14 protein-coding genes are annotated in these 12,651 nt (G+C 39.6%); 10 read left to right on the forward strand and 4 right to left on the reverse strand.

Annotation, left to right across the window (positions count from 1 at the left end; genetic code table 11):
• Window positions 1-343: 343 nt before the first annotated feature.
• The 3 genes from QM877_RS08220 to QM877_RS08230 are packed head-to-tail and all read left to right on the forward strand — an operon-like array spanning window position 344 to window position 3,736.
• Window positions 344-2,122, forward strand: coding sequence for a phosphotransferase (locus QM877_RS08220; protein WP_153225646.1), 1,779 nt, complete (start codon window positions 344-346; stop codon window positions 2,120-2,122).
• 1 nt (window position 2,123) lies between these two features.
• Window positions 2,124-2,309, forward strand: a complete 186-nt coding sequence (locus QM877_RS08225; protein ID WP_153225647.1) for a hypothetical protein — start codon at window positions 2,124-2,126, stop codon at window positions 2,307-2,309.
• The gene (locus QM877_RS08230) at window positions 2,309-3,736 is read left to right on the forward strand and encodes a cytosine permease (RefSeq protein WP_414318124.1); all 1,428 of its coding nucleotides are present in this window, start codon (window positions 2,309-2,311) and stop codon (window positions 3,734-3,736) included. The genes QM877_RS08225 and QM877_RS08230 overlap by 1 nt, the downstream gene beginning before the upstream one ends.
• 52 nt (window positions 3,737-3,788) lie before the next feature.
• Here the strand turns inward: QM877_RS08230 and QM877_RS08235 are convergent, their stop codons facing one another.
• Window positions 3,789-4,646: a DUF975 family protein gene (locus QM877_RS08235; protein ID WP_414318125.1), complete on the reverse strand. Its 858-nt coding sequence runs from the start codon at window positions 4,644-4,646 to the stop codon at window positions 3,789-3,791.
• Window positions 4,647-4,762: 116 nt separating this feature from the next.
• Between QM877_RS08235 and tgt the strand changes: the two genes are divergently transcribed.
• The 3 genes from tgt (at window position 4,763) to QM877_RS08250 (ending at window position 8,460) form a co-directional block, all read left to right on the forward strand.
• Complete coding sequence (tgt, locus tag QM877_RS08240; RefSeq protein ID WP_414318126.1) at window positions 4,763-5,905, forward strand: tRNA guanosine(34) transglycosylase Tgt; 1,143 nt, start codon at window positions 4,763-4,765, stop codon at window positions 5,903-5,905.
• Between the two features lie 132 nt (window positions 5,906-6,037).
• Window positions 6,038-7,855 carry an acyltransferase family protein gene (locus tag QM877_RS08245; protein ID WP_414318127.1) on the forward strand — a complete coding sequence of 606 codons (1,818 nt, stop codon included), beginning with the start codon at window positions 6,038-6,040 and terminating at the stop codon, window positions 7,853-7,855.
• A 263-nt stretch (window positions 7,856-8,118) separates the two neighbouring features.
• Window positions 8,119-8,460, forward strand: a complete 342-nt coding sequence (locus QM877_RS08250) for a metal-sulfur cluster assembly factor (RefSeq protein ID WP_075230952.1) — start codon at window positions 8,119-8,121, stop codon at window positions 8,458-8,460.
• Between the two features lie 43 nt (window positions 8,461-8,503).
• On the opposite strand, the gene QM877_RS08255 is transcribed toward QM877_RS08250, so the two are convergent.
• The gene (locus tag QM877_RS08255; RefSeq protein WP_075230951.1) at window positions 8,504-8,788 is read right to left on the reverse strand and encodes a glyoxalase; all 285 of its coding nucleotides are present in this window, start codon (window positions 8,786-8,788) and stop codon (window positions 8,504-8,506) included.
• A 106-nt stretch (window positions 8,789-8,894) separates the two neighbouring features.
• Window positions 8,895-10,598, reverse strand: a complete 1,704-nt coding sequence (ilvD, locus tag QM877_RS08260) for a dihydroxy-acid dehydratase (RefSeq protein WP_414318128.1) — start codon at window positions 10,596-10,598, stop codon at window positions 8,895-8,897.
• Window positions 10,599-10,780: 182 nt separating this feature from the next.
• Here ilvD and QM877_RS08265 point away from each other — a divergent pair, with 182 nt between their 5' ends.
• The 4 genes from QM877_RS08265 (at window position 10,781) to rpmG (ending at window position 12,487) form a co-directional block, all read left to right on the forward strand.
• On the forward strand, window positions 10,781-11,788 hold the full coding sequence (locus QM877_RS08265) for an SPFH domain-containing protein (protein WP_414318129.1): 1,008 nt from the start codon (window positions 10,781-10,783) through the stop codon (window positions 11,786-11,788).
• Between the two features lie 2 nt (window positions 11,789-11,790).
• The gene (locus QM877_RS08270) at window positions 11,791-11,991 is read left to right on the forward strand and encodes a PTS ascorbate transporter subunit IIC (protein ID WP_000796543.1); all 201 of its coding nucleotides are present in this window, start codon (window positions 11,791-11,793) and stop codon (window positions 11,989-11,991) included.
• A gap of 148 nt (window positions 11,992-12,139) precedes the next feature.
• Complete coding sequence (rpmF, locus tag QM877_RS08275) at window positions 12,140-12,322, forward strand: 50S ribosomal protein L32 (RefSeq protein WP_000290417.1); 183 nt, start codon at window positions 12,140-12,142, stop codon at window positions 12,320-12,322.
• Between the two features lie 15 nt (window positions 12,323-12,337).
• Window positions 12,338-12,487 carry a 50S ribosomal protein L33 gene (rpmG, locus tag QM877_RS08280; protein ID WP_001265622.1) on the forward strand — a complete coding sequence of 50 codons (150 nt, stop codon included), beginning with the start codon at window positions 12,338-12,340 and terminating at the stop codon, window positions 12,485-12,487.
• A gap of 71 nt (window positions 12,488-12,558) precedes the next feature.
• Here the strand turns inward: rpmG and QM877_RS08285 are convergent.
• A partial coding sequence (locus QM877_RS08285; protein ID WP_414274103.1) for an IS3 family transposase occupies window positions 12,559-12,651 on the reverse strand: 93 nt, incomplete at its 5' end.

Genomic DNA, 12,651 nt, shown 5'->3' on the forward strand with positions numbered 1-12,651 from the left:
GAAAAAATATTGGATTTAAGAATCCATTATTATAAATCCTTATGCTTGATAAATTAAATAAAAAAAGCGGACAAGATAGAATTCTGAGTATCAGAAACAAGTATGGTTCGCTTTTTTATTTACGATTAGACTTTTATACGAATTTTTGTTTTTAAGTTGGTTCACTTCAGTGTGGTTAAGGAAGTGCTGTTTGTAAATTTTTTAAAACTAATGGAAATGCGTGGTCATGTTATTCAAGACTACTTCTTTACTATTAAAGTTTATTTGGATAATACTTGACAAAAGCGACTGTTCATACTATAATCTTTTTTAAACAAGTATTGAACAAAAAGAGGTTATCAATATGATTTCAGAAAAACAATTTAAATTACTGTCTTTTTTGCAAGAGCATCCACAAGAGGAGTTTACACAAAGACAGTTAGCGGAACAATTGGAAGTTTCTTTAGGAACAATTAATTCCCTGCTTAAAGAAATGAAAGAAGCTAATTGGATTGATCAAGAAGGTCACCTATCTGAGTTAGGAAAAGAAGCTTTAGAACCTTATCGAGTACAAAATGCAGTGATTATGGCTGCAGGGATGAGTAGTCGATTTGCACCATTGTCTTACGAAGTACCAAAAGGATTGTTAAAAGTCAAAGGGGAACGCCTGATTGAAAGGGAAATTGAACAACTACAGGAAGCAGGTATAGAAGATATTACAGTTATTGTAGGTTATTTACAAGAAAAAATGTTTTACCTTGCTGAAAAATATGGTGTAAAAATCGTTGTCAATAATGATTACTATAAATACAATAACTGTTCTTCATTAATGTTGGTTAGAGATCAACTATCAAATACTTACATTTGTTCATCGGACAATTATTTTGCCGAAAATCCATTTGAGAAGTATATTTATAGAGGTTACTATTCAACGATATTTGTGGAAGGCGAGACAGACGAATATTGTGCTACCGAAGACTCCAACAACATGATTGTTGACATACAGATTGGTGGTAAAGATACTTGGGCTATGGTGGGACATGTGTATTTTGACCGTGCCTTTAGTGAAAAATTCGTAAAAATTTTAGAAACTGAGTTTAAACACGAGCCCTATAAAGAACAGCTCTGGGAAGATTACTATACCCGTAATGTTCATGAATTGCATCTAGAAGCTCGTCATTATTCAGCGGATATTGTTAAAGAATTTGATTCCTTAGATGAGTTGCGTCAATTTGATGACCGCTACTTGATGAATTCTAATTCTGAGATTATTGATAACATCTGCAAGACCTTGAATTGTGATGCTTCGGATATTGTTCATATTAAACCACTCAAAGATGGTTTGACCAATACATCATTTAGCTTTGATTGTCTTGATAAAAAATATGTTTATCGTCATCCTGGAAGAGGAACTGAAAAATACATCAACAGATCAAGCGAAGCAGCTTCTATGGAAATTGCAGCAAAACTGCAAATAGACAGAACATTTGTTGCAATGGATAAAAACGAAGGGTGGAAGATTTCAGAATTTATCCCTAACGCTAGACCGCTTGATTATGATAATTGGGATCATGTAGAAAAAGCTATGGGGCTCTTGAGAAAACTACATCAGTCTGGAGAGAAGACAACCCATAATTTTGATTTATTTGTAGGAATTGATGATTTTAGAGAAAAATTGAAGGCTAGCAATCGTTTTGAGTTTGATGGACTTGATGAACTCGATAAAAACATTTCAACTATTAGAGAATTTTTAAAACAGGATGACACTGAGAGAGTTTTATGTCATGGAGATTCCTATAGCCCTAATTTTCTCCTAAACGAACAAGAGGAGATGAGTCTGATTGATTGGGAGTATTCTGGTATGGGGGACCCTGCAGGGGATTTAGGTACCTTCATTGGTTGTTCGAATTATACTGTTGAACAAGCTGAGAAAGTACTTGAGATTTACTTGCAAGAAGTTCCAGATACAAAAACAAGACGTCATTATTTAGCCTATGTGGCAGTGACATCTTATTATTGGTTCTTGTGGGCCTTATTCCAAGAGAGTGTTGGAAAACCTGTGGGAGAATTTCTTTATACTTGGTATCGATTTACCAGACAATACGGACAACTTTCATTAGAGTTATATCTAGGAGAAAAATAAGATGAAATCTGTATCTGAAATTGAACAATTGGTAGCAGATGAAACGAAACGAAGACTGGAAGAAATGGAATCTCCAGACTATGATTTTGCGCAACCATTCTTAAAAAAAGATTTTGCTTTGATTGGTGTTATCATTGGAATTAATCTAATCTTGATTATCTTAGCTATGACAGGAGGAATTAAATAATGTCGAAAACGACCGACTTTATTCAACAAGAAACCATAACTGGGATTGTTCCAATGACTAGTAAGGATCGGCAATATTCCTTCTGGGATCTATTCTTATCAACAAGTGGTTTTGCGATTGCAACTTGGTGTTACACACAAGGAGCGTATGTTGCTCAATATTTGACCTTCAGCCAGATGTTAATCAATATTTTTAGCTTTAATATTATTTGGGTCTTTATCGAGTGTCTTCCCACCTTGTTTGCAGTGAGATACGGAATTGATTTATGGATTTGGCTTCGAGCGGTTTTAGGGAAGCGTGGAGTGGCATTTTTGTCAACAACTATCAGTTTAGCAAATTTTGGTTGGTATGCAGTTACTGCAAATCTTTTTGCCAGTTCTATGATTCATCTAGCTAATAATTTCGGCCTTGGACTGGAGAAGGGGATTTGGGCACCAATTCTTGGGACACTTTGTGTCTTATTAGGGACCTTGATTGCCCTTGGTGGACCGGAGGTTATAAAAGGTATTAATCGGTTTATGGTAATTGCTTTACTAGTTGTTGGATTGATTATCGTTGGAATTTGTTTTGTAGCAGTTCCGATTACTGACATTATGAACGTTCAACCAGCAGTACAAGGAGATTTGAGCCCGCTAGAGCGATTTATGATTTCAGGAGAGGGGAATGTAGCGACTGCCTTTTCTTGGTCGACGCAAGCATTAATTTTACCACGTTTAGCAAAATCAGAACGTAGTGGGTATTGGGCTACTTCTTTATCTTATGGCGTGGTAGCACCATTCTTTGCTGCGACGGGTGGTGTTATGGCTCTAGCTATGTTTGTAAGAACAGGAGTTTACGAGAGTGATCCAACTGCGATGCTTTCAACCTTGAGTACTCCTACCTTTGCTCTTCTTAGTTTATTGCTAGTAGCTTTTGCTAACATCGGAACACAAGGAACTGGATCTTATGTGAACTGTATGATTGTTAAGAGTGGGATGCCTAAGGTAAGTTACAAGTTGATGGTTTGGATTGCCATGGTTTATGTGAGTGCATTGACAATCTGGGGTGGTGTAGAAGAATATTTTGGTTCTTTTATCTCGCTTGCAGCTTATATTCAAGGGCCTATTATTGGAATGATTGTTGTTGATTATTTCTTGATAAGAAAACGGAAATTAGATTTACGATCAGCTTATTTCTTAGATGGACATCAGGCTTATGAGTTTACTAAGGGATTTAATTTAGTTGGTTTGTCTTGTGTATTCGTATCTCTGTTAGTTGCGGTACTCTTTGTTTACAATCCCCTAACTAAACAAATTCAAAGTTCGATCTTCTTAATCACAACAGGTAGTGGCTTTACGGCGATTTTTGGTGGCTTCCTATATTGGTTGGCAAGCCTAACTCCATTAAAACACTACATGATTAAAGACAGAGATCAAGTAACCATTTAAATAAAAACAAACCAGCACTCTCCATAGAAGGTGCTGGTTTTAATCATTCACATTAAACTTTTCTCCGCTTGATTTCGAGTAATCTTTGATAAAAGAAGAATTGACTACTATAGATATAAGGGAAAGTAGGGATGCTCGCAATTCCGAAGCTGATCCAGATAAGGAGATACCAAGGAAGTAGCTGTAAATCAAGTACGAAGCGTTGGAACTTATAGCCTTTCATAAGGAAGCGACTGGTTTTGAGTACGCGACTTGGCTTGGCAATTCCAATTGCAAGGGTATCGCAAAGGAGCAGCTCTACTTGGGAATAAGCGTAGTATTGTGGCAGATAGGCAATGGTTCCCAAAATCATCAGAAAGACGCTACCAAAGAAGTAGAGTGCAAAAGTGAGCAGAAAATGTTCGATATCTGAATTGGTGACGTCTACGGCTGGAAATTCGGGATGAAGTTCTACAAATTTACGAGCCATGGCACTGCTATAAAAGAGCAAGTAGACACCAAAAAGATTAGGGATGCTCCACAAAAAGAGATAGAAACGCTTGAGCAAGAGAGTCAGAAAGGTCTGGGTGAAGAAGCGGTTGTCAAGTAAGGACAGGCTATCTTTAAAGGAAAGCTCTATCTCGGAAATTCTGTAAAGATTAATGGTTGTAAACAGAGCACCAGCTAGGATAATAGAACTTGTAAATCCGACTGCTAGAGGAAAGAGTGAAGACTGGATCAAGCTCATCAAAAAAGTAAAGAAAGATTGCTCAAGAATCCCCTCATAAAGTAAGGATAATGGACTTATAAAGCTGGATAGAATCAGGAAAATGCTTGGTAATAAAAAGACAAGCAATAGACGTGGATGTTCAGCTTGAAACTGTTTAGCTTGTTGACGAACTTCTTTTAAATCAATTTTTGGGTATTTCATTCTTTCATTATACCATAGTTCGTGACAGTTCCTGTTTTTTTTGATAGAATCATACAGTATGCCCTTGGGCACAAAGTAAGAACTGGGACTGTCTTTCCCAGCTTCGGAGGTAAAAAATGTCAGATTCACCAATCAAATATCGTTTGATTAAAAAAGAAAAACACACGGGAGCTCGTCTGGGTGAGATTATCACGCCACATGGAACTTTCCCAACTCCTATGTTTATGCCAGTTGGAACTCAAGCAACGGTTAAAACCCAATCGCCAGAAGAATTGAAAGAGATGGGGTCAGGGATTATCCTCTCTAATACCTATCACTTGTGGCTACGTCCTGGAGATGAGTTGATTGCTCGAGCAGGTGGGCTTCATAAGTTCATGAACTGGGACCAGCCTATCTTGACAGATAGTGGAGGTTTTCAAGTTTATTCCCTAGCAGATAGTCGTAATATCACAGAGGAAGGTGTGACTTTCAAAAACCACCTCAATGGTTCCAAGATGTTCCTTTCACCTGAAAAAGCCATCTCTATCCAGAACAATCTAGGCTCAGATATCATGATGTCCTTTGATGAATGTCCTCAATTTTATCAGCCTTATGATTATGTGAAGAAGTCAATTGAACGTACCAGCCGTTGGGCAGAGCGTGGGTTGAAAGCTCATCGTCGTCCACATGACCAAGGTTTGTTTGGGATTGTACAAGGTGCAGGATTTGAAGATCTTCGTCGTCAATCAGCTCACGACCTTATTAGCATGGACTTCCCAGGCTACTCTATCGGTGGACTAGCAGTTGGAGAAACCCACGAAGAGATGAACGCAGTTTTGGACTTCACCACTCAACTCCTTCCTGAGAATAAACCTCGTTACTTGATGGGAGTAGGAGCACCAGATAGCTTGATTGATGGCGTTATTCGTGGGGTCGATATGTTTGACTGTGTCTTACCGACTCGTATCGCTCGTAACGGGACTTGTATGACCAGTCAAGGTCGCTTGGTTGTCAAGAATGCCCAGTTTGCGGAGGACTTTACACCACTTGATCCTGAATGCGATTGCTACACATGTAAGAACTACACCCGTGCCTACCTTCGTCACCTGCTCAAGGCTGATGAAACCTTTGGTATCCGCTTGACCAGTTACCATAACCTCTACTTCTTGCTCAATCTTATGAAGCAGGTCCGTCAGGCTATTATGGATGACAATCTCTTGGAATTCCGTGAGCATTTTGTTGAAAAATATGGCTACAATAAATCAGGTCGTAATTTCTAAGACTATCAATCTAAAGCTCAAATCCTAAGTTTTCTCTTAGGATTTTTCTTCTTTTTTTGATAAAATAAAGGTAATATGGAATGAACATTAGATGGTTTTTTTACTACTCTAATGAACGGAGAATAAACTCGTATGCGTATTAAATGGTTTTCCTTGATCAGGATTACAGGCTTACTCTTGGTACTCTTGTACCATTTCTTTCAGACGGTTTTTCCAGGAGGTTTCTTCGGGGTTGACGTCTTTTTCACCTTCTCAGGTTTCCTAATTACGTCACTTTTATTAGAAGAATTTGGCCAAAAAGGAAAGATTGATATCCTAGGATTTTTCAGGAGACGTTTCTATCGGATTTTCCCTCCAGTCGTCTTGATGATTCTCGTCGTTATGCCCTTTACTTTCTTGGTTCGCCAAGATTATATAGCCGGGATTGGTAGTCAGATAGCTGGTGTTCTTGGTTTTATGACTAACTTCTATGAAATGTTAACAGGGGGAAGTTATGAATCTCAATTCATTCCTCATTTATTTGTCCATAATTGGAGCTTGGCTGTTGAGGTTCATTACTATATCTTGTGGGGTTTGGCAGTTTGGTTCTTGTCCAAACGGGTAAAATCATCTGGACAATTAAGAGGTCTAGTCTTTCTTCTATCATCAGCTGTCTTTATCATCGGTTTTCTTTCAATGTTTATCGGTAGTTTTATCGTTAGCTCCTACTCGACACTCTACTTTTCTAGCTTTACTCACGTCTATCCTTTCTTTCTAGGCAGTATTTTGGCATCTTTGGTAGGTGTTCGTCAAACGACTACTCTTGTTAAGCGTTTAAATAATACCTGGGATTTGAAAAAGACCTTGCTAGTATTCGGGGCAGGTCTCGGAGTTTTGCTCTTATTGACCTTCTTCGTGAAATTCAATTATCTCTTTGCCTACTTGCTTGGCTTCTTTTTGGCAAGTTTAGCTGCACTTGCTATGATTCTTGCTACTCGAGTCTTGCATGAGAAAACACCAAATATTGAGGAGCCAAGGGTGATTAGCTTCCTAGCTGATACCAGTTACGCAGTATATCTCTTCCACTGGCCGTTTTATATTATTTTCTCCCAATTAATGGGAAATATACTAGCAGTGATTCTCACCACTATCTTTTCTTATCTCTTTGCAAGCCTTTCCTTCTATGTGATTGAACCTTTCATTGCAGGGAAGAACAGTAGCTTATTGCAAAAGGTAAAAGAAATTCCGCATATTCAACCAATCTTTGCGGGTAGCGTCGGATTTCTTGGCTTGCTGACACTGATTGTGATGCTTATTGCCCCCCAAGTAGGCGCTTTTGAAACGGATTTGATGGTAAATGGCCTCAATCAAGCCCAAACCAATATTACCCGTACGAAAACCATGGCGGATCAAGCAGAAGCAAGTCGCTACAATATTGCCGAAGGTGTATCCATCATTGGAGATTCTGTAACCTTGCGTGCAACACCTGGACTTAAAGAGGTTCTACCAGACGCTCAGACAGATGGTCAAGTAAGTAGAAATACCAAGCAAGCCAATGCTATTATGCTCAATCACAGTCAGAATAAAGTCCTCCCTAAAATAGTCGTTATTGCTACTGGAGTGAATAACCCTGAGGATTATAAGGCTGATATCGATTCTTTGATAACAAATCTACCTAAGGGGCATCAGCTTGTACTTATGACACCTTATGAGGGTGATACAACTCAAGCAACTCAGCCTTATGTAGAACAGTATGCTAGCTATGTGCGTGAAGTAGCTCAAAAGTATCCTTACATTGAGGTTGCGGACTGGAATCAGGTATCTAAAGATCATCCAGAGATTTGGAAAGGAACAGACCAGGTTCACTTTGGAAGTGATAATGCCAAACTAGAAGAGGGAGCTAAGCTCTATGCAGAAACGATAGCATCAGCTATCAAGGCCTTGGCAGATAAACCTGTGAAGTCAAAATAATATCTAAAAAGTAGAGATGACCTTTCTCTACTTTTTCTGTTTAGAAAGTATGTCTTAGAAGCTCAATCATTCTCTAAGCTTATCTCTTTAACCTATGCCAATATCCCCGTACTCTAGGTTGTTAGATCTTTGGGTAGTTTGTCTCAACTATGGCAATCACTAGGCTTTCGTTTTTATGGCGGATTACGTCTTGATTGGGAAAAACTTGCCAAATTGTCAGAATTATGAGAAAATAGGTGCAGTTTACAAATGGAGGGAATGCAATGAGAGAAGATATCAAAATCAATGATCGTGCTTTAGCATTAGAAGATCAAATCATTGACAAGCTAGAAAAAGTTTACGATACAGATGTGGAACTAGATGTCTATAATCTTGGCTTGATTTACGAGATTCATTTGGACGAGGCTGGTCTTTGTACAATTGTCATGACCTTCACCGATACTGCCTGTGACTGTGCAGAAAGTTTACCAATCGAAATCGTGGCAGGTCTGAAACAGATTGAAGGAATTGAGGATGTCAGGGTTGAAGTTACCTGGTCGCCTGCCTGGAAGATTACACGCATCAGTCGCTATGGACGTATAGCACTTGGACTACCACCGCGCTAAAAAACAAGAGCTCTCTGCTAATAAACAGAGAGCCTTTTTGTTATTAGATTCCTCTAACTGCGAAATAGTGTCCACTTGGATTTGCAAAGTTAAAGTGAGGGAAAGGTTGGGTACTGATCGGACTAGTGGTGTCAGTCACTGCAGCTAGGCGTTTATGAAGACCGTGAAGATCTGCTGTCTCAAAGAGTAGGCTGGGTTTCATCTCAAAAGTTTCAAATCCCATGATTTCAGAGTGGTTCACAATTTCAAAATCGAAAGCAGACCAAAAGTCTCTCTCCACTGCTACATCATCTACGTAGAGCATAATTCCTGTATTTTGTGAAAACATTGCAACTCCTTTATAATCATAGTTAGAGCAATTATCTTAACACATTTCACGAGATAACACAAAGGATTAGAAAAAGCAGTCATTTAGCGACTGCTTATTTTTCTAGTTATTTTTTACCAGATTGTTCCATATTCCAGAAATCTGTAACGGCACCACGTGATGCAGAAGATACGGTATGGGCATACTTACCAAGGACACCACGGCTATAGAGTGGTGGCAAGGTTGTTTCTGCCTTGCGTTTTTCAAGTTCTTCATCGGAAACGGCCATGGAAATTTCTTTTGTATCTTGGTCGACAGTGACGATATCGCCTGTACGGAGATAGGCAATTGGTCCACCATCCTGAGCTTCAGGAGCGATATGTCCAACAACCAGACCATAAGTACCACCAGAGAAACGGCCATCCGTCAAGAGGGCAACCTTGTCTCCTTGACCTTTACCAACAATCATTGATGAAAGTGACAGCATCTCAGGCATACCAGGACCACCCTTAGGTCCAACGAAACGAACAACGACAACATCGCCATCGACGATTTCATCTGACAAGACAGCTTGGATAGCATCTTCTTCAGAGTCAAAGACCTTAGCTGGACCAACGTGACGACGAACCTTAACACCTGATACCTTGGCAACCGCACCGTCTGGTGCAAGGTTCCCGTTCAAGATGATAAGCGGACCGTCCGCACGTTTAGGATTTTCAAGTGTCATAATGACTTTTTGACCTGGTGTAAGATCTGCAAAGTCAGCTAAGTTTTCAGCGACAGTTTTACCAGTACATGTGATACGGTCTCCGTGAAGGAATCCATTTGACAGCAAGTACTTCATAACCGCAGGCACACCACCAACTTCGTAAAGATCTTGGAAGACATATTGACCAGAAGGTTTCAAGTCAGCCAAGTGAGGCACACGTTCTTGGATAGTATTGAAGTCCTCAAGTGACAAATCAACATTGGCAGCATGGGCAATGGCAAGTAAGTGAAGAGTGGCATTTGTAGAACCACCGAGAGCCATAGTTACAGTGATGGCGTCTTCAAAGGCTTCACGAGTCAAGATATCTGACGGTTTGAGACCAAGTTCCAACATCTTAACAACAGCACGTCCTGCTGCTTCGATGTCTTCTTTCTTGTCAGCAGATTCTGCCGGGTGAGAGGATGAGCCTGGCAAACTCATACCGAGAACTTCGATAGCTGTCGCCATGGTATTAGCAGTATACATACCACCACAGCCACCAGGGCCAGGGCAGGCATTACATTCAAGACGCTTCACGTCCTCAGCTGTCATGTCACCGTGGTTCCATTTTCCGATACCCTCAAAAACAGAAACCAAGTCGATATCTTTACCATCAAGATTTCCCGGTGCAATGGTTCCACCATAGGCGAAAATAGCTGGAATATCCATATTAGCAATGGCAATCATAGAACCAGGCATGTTCTTGTCACAACCACCGATAGCCACAAAGGCATCCACGTTATGACCGCCCATAGCAGCTTCGATAGAGTCCGCGATGATATCACGTGACGTTAGAGAGAAGCGCATACCCGGCGTTCCCATGGCAATACCGTCGGCTACCGTAATGGTTCCAAACTGCACAGGCCAAGCACCAGCAGATTTGACACCTTCTTTTGCAAGCTTACCGAAGTCATGCAAGTGGATATTACAGGGTGTATTTTCTGCCCAAGTCGAAATGACTCCCACAATCGGTGTTTCAAAGTCCTTATCTGTCATACCAGTCGCACGAAGCATGGCACGGTTTGGTGATTTAACCATGCTATCATAAATGCTACTGCGGTGACGTTTATCTAATTCTGTCATTTGTTCCCTCCCAATTCAGTTTGTATCATTATAGCACATTTTAAAAGCAATGAACAGAAGAAAATTCTTGAATTTTCAGAAAATTCTATACAGAAATATTTTTTTAAAAATTTTGCATTTATTTCTTGACTTTATATATTAAAGTGATATCATTTAGATATCAAAAGCAGGAGGTCATTCTGATGACTGAAAAACTAATCAATTCAAAACCAAATGGTGTAGTAGCATTGGTACTCATTGAGTTGGCACTCGTACTTGGTTTCCTTATATTTATCATGGGTGCTGGTTCGGAAAACGTTTTTGGAATTATTATCGGACTTTTATTAATCTTAATTTCAGCTCTAGCTCATGCTGGTTTAAAAGTTGTTAAACCTCAGGAAGCTCTGGTTTTGACCCTCTTTGGTAACTATACGGGTACCATTAAAGAACCTGGTTTTTACTTTGTCAATCCCTTCAGTATAGCGGTCAATCCTGCAAACCACACTCGACTAGGTCAAAGTGGTGATGTTAGCACAAAATCACCTTTTTCAGGGATGAAATCATCAAATGGCAATGATGTAAACATTGAAATTGGCAAGAAACAGATTTCTCTCAAGGTTATGACTTTGAGCAATTCTCGTCAAAAGATTAACGATTGCCTAGGTAACCCTGTTGAAATCGGAATCGCGGTAACTTGGAGAGTTGTCGATACAGCCAAAGCAGTTTTCAACGTGGACAACTACAAAGAATACCTTTCATTGCAGTGTGATAGCGCCCTCCGTAATATTGTCCGCATCTATCCTTACGATGTGTCTCCGAATGTGGATACTACAGGTGATGGGCAAGCCGATGAAGGAAGCCTCCGTGGTTCTAGTGAGATTGTAGCTAGTCGCATTCGTGAGGAAATTCAAAGTCGTGTAGAGGACGCTGGTTTGGAAATCCTTGAAGCACGTATTACTTACCTAGCTTACGCTCCAGAAATTGCGGCTGTTATGCTTCAACGCCAACAAGCATCAGCTATTATCGATGCACGCAAGATGATTGTTGATGGCGCTGTAGGAATGGTTGAAATGGCACTAGAACGTCTCAATGAAGGAGAATTAGTAGAACTTGACGAAGAACGAAAAGCTGCTATGGTTTCAAATCTCCTAGTCGTTCTCTGTGGCAATCATGATGCACAACCAATTGTCAATACAGGAAGCCTTTATTAGAAATGGCAGAAGCTAAAAAAAAGCAAATCCCCCTTCGACTCTCGAATAAGTTATATGCTGCACTCGCATCATGGGCAGAAGATGACTTTCGATCAGTCAACGGGCAAATCGAATATCTTCTCACCGAATGTGTCAAACAACGAAAAAAAGACGGGAAATATGTCTCAGAAACCATTGATGAACCATTCGAGATTGATATTTAGTCTATTTTCCTATCCAGAACCTTGGATAGGAAAATTTTTTTATCTTTTTTTGTCAAGTAACTTTACTTTACAAAAAAGTTTTGATATACTATTAAAGTTGATGAAAATCAAACCTAACTGAATTTATATCTTAAAAGGAGAAATCAAAATGGCAGTACCTGCACGTCGCACTTCAAAAGCGAAGAAAAACAAACGTCGTACACACTACAAAGTGACAGCTCCATCTGTAAACTTTGACGAAACTACTGGAGATTACTCACGTTCTCACCGCGTATCACTTAAAGGATACTACAAAGGACGTAAGATCGCTAAAGCTGCATCAGCTGAATAATAGAAGGGAGATACCATGCGCGTAAATATTACACTTGAACACAAAGAATCTGGTGAACGCTTGTACCTTACTTCTAAAAACAAACGTAACACTCCAGACCGTCTTCAATTGAAGAAATACTCACCAAAACTTCGCAAACACGTTGTGTTTACAGAAGTGAAGTAAGCATTCAATACGAATCAATACATAAGAAAAACGCTGATTCTGTACTGACCCCAAAAAGTTAGACAATTAATTTATTCAAAGGATTTAGTTCTGTATTGCACAGGACTGAGTCCTTTTAGTTTTACCTTAATTCGTTTGTTGTTGTAATAATCAATATAGTTTAC

The organism is Streptococcus infantis (assembly GCF_047463655.1).
Lineage (GTDB): Bacteria > Bacillota > Bacilli > Lactobacillales > Streptococcaceae > Streptococcus > Streptococcus infantis_Z.

Bases quoted from the DNA above. Each gene is read 5' to 3' on its own strand.
- QM877_RS08270 (WP_000796543.1), top strand. From the start codon at position 11,791: ATGGCAGAAGCTAAAAAAAAGCAAATCCCCCTTCGACTCTCGAATAAG.
- QM877_RS08225 (WP_153225647.1), top strand. From the start codon at position 2,124: ATGAAATCTGTATCTGAAATTGAACAATTGGTAGCAGATGAAACGAAA.
- QM877_RS08250 (WP_075230952.1), top strand. From the start codon at position 8,119: ATGAGAGAAGATATCAAAATCAATGATCGTGCTTTAGCATTAGAAGAT.
- ilvD (WP_414318128.1), bottom strand. From the start codon at position 10,598: ATGACAGAATTAGATAAACGTCACCGCAGTAGCATTTATGATAGCATG.
- QM877_RS08255 (WP_075230951.1), bottom strand. From the start codon at position 8,788: ATGTTTTCACAAAATACAGGAATTATGCTCTACGTAGATGATGTAGCA.
- rpmF (WP_000290417.1), top strand. From the start codon at position 12,140: ATGGCAGTACCTGCACGTCGCACTTCAAAAGCGAAGAAAAACAAACGT.
- QM877_RS08230 (WP_414318124.1), top strand. From the start codon at position 2,309: ATGTCGAAAACGACCGACTTTATTCAACAAGAAACCATAACTGGGATT.
- rpmG (WP_001265622.1), top strand. From the start codon at position 12,338: ATGCGCGTAAATATTACACTTGAACACAAAGAATCTGGTGAACGCTTG.
- QM877_RS08265 (WP_414318129.1), top strand. From the start codon at position 10,781: ATGACTGAAAAACTAATCAATTCAAAACCAAATGGTGTAGTAGCATTG.
- tgt (WP_414318126.1), top strand. From the start codon at position 4,763: ATGTCAGATTCACCAATCAAATATCGTTTGATTAAAAAAGAAAAACAC.
- QM877_RS08245 (WP_414318127.1), top strand. From the start codon at position 6,038: ATGCGTATTAAATGGTTTTCCTTGATCAGGATTACAGGCTTACTCTTG.
- QM877_RS08220 (WP_153225646.1), top strand. From the start codon at position 344: ATGATTTCAGAAAAACAATTTAAATTACTGTCTTTTTTGCAAGAGCAT.
- QM877_RS08235 (WP_414318125.1), bottom strand. From the start codon at position 4,646: ATGAAATACCCAAAAATTGATTTAAAAGAAGTTCGTCAACAAGCTAAA.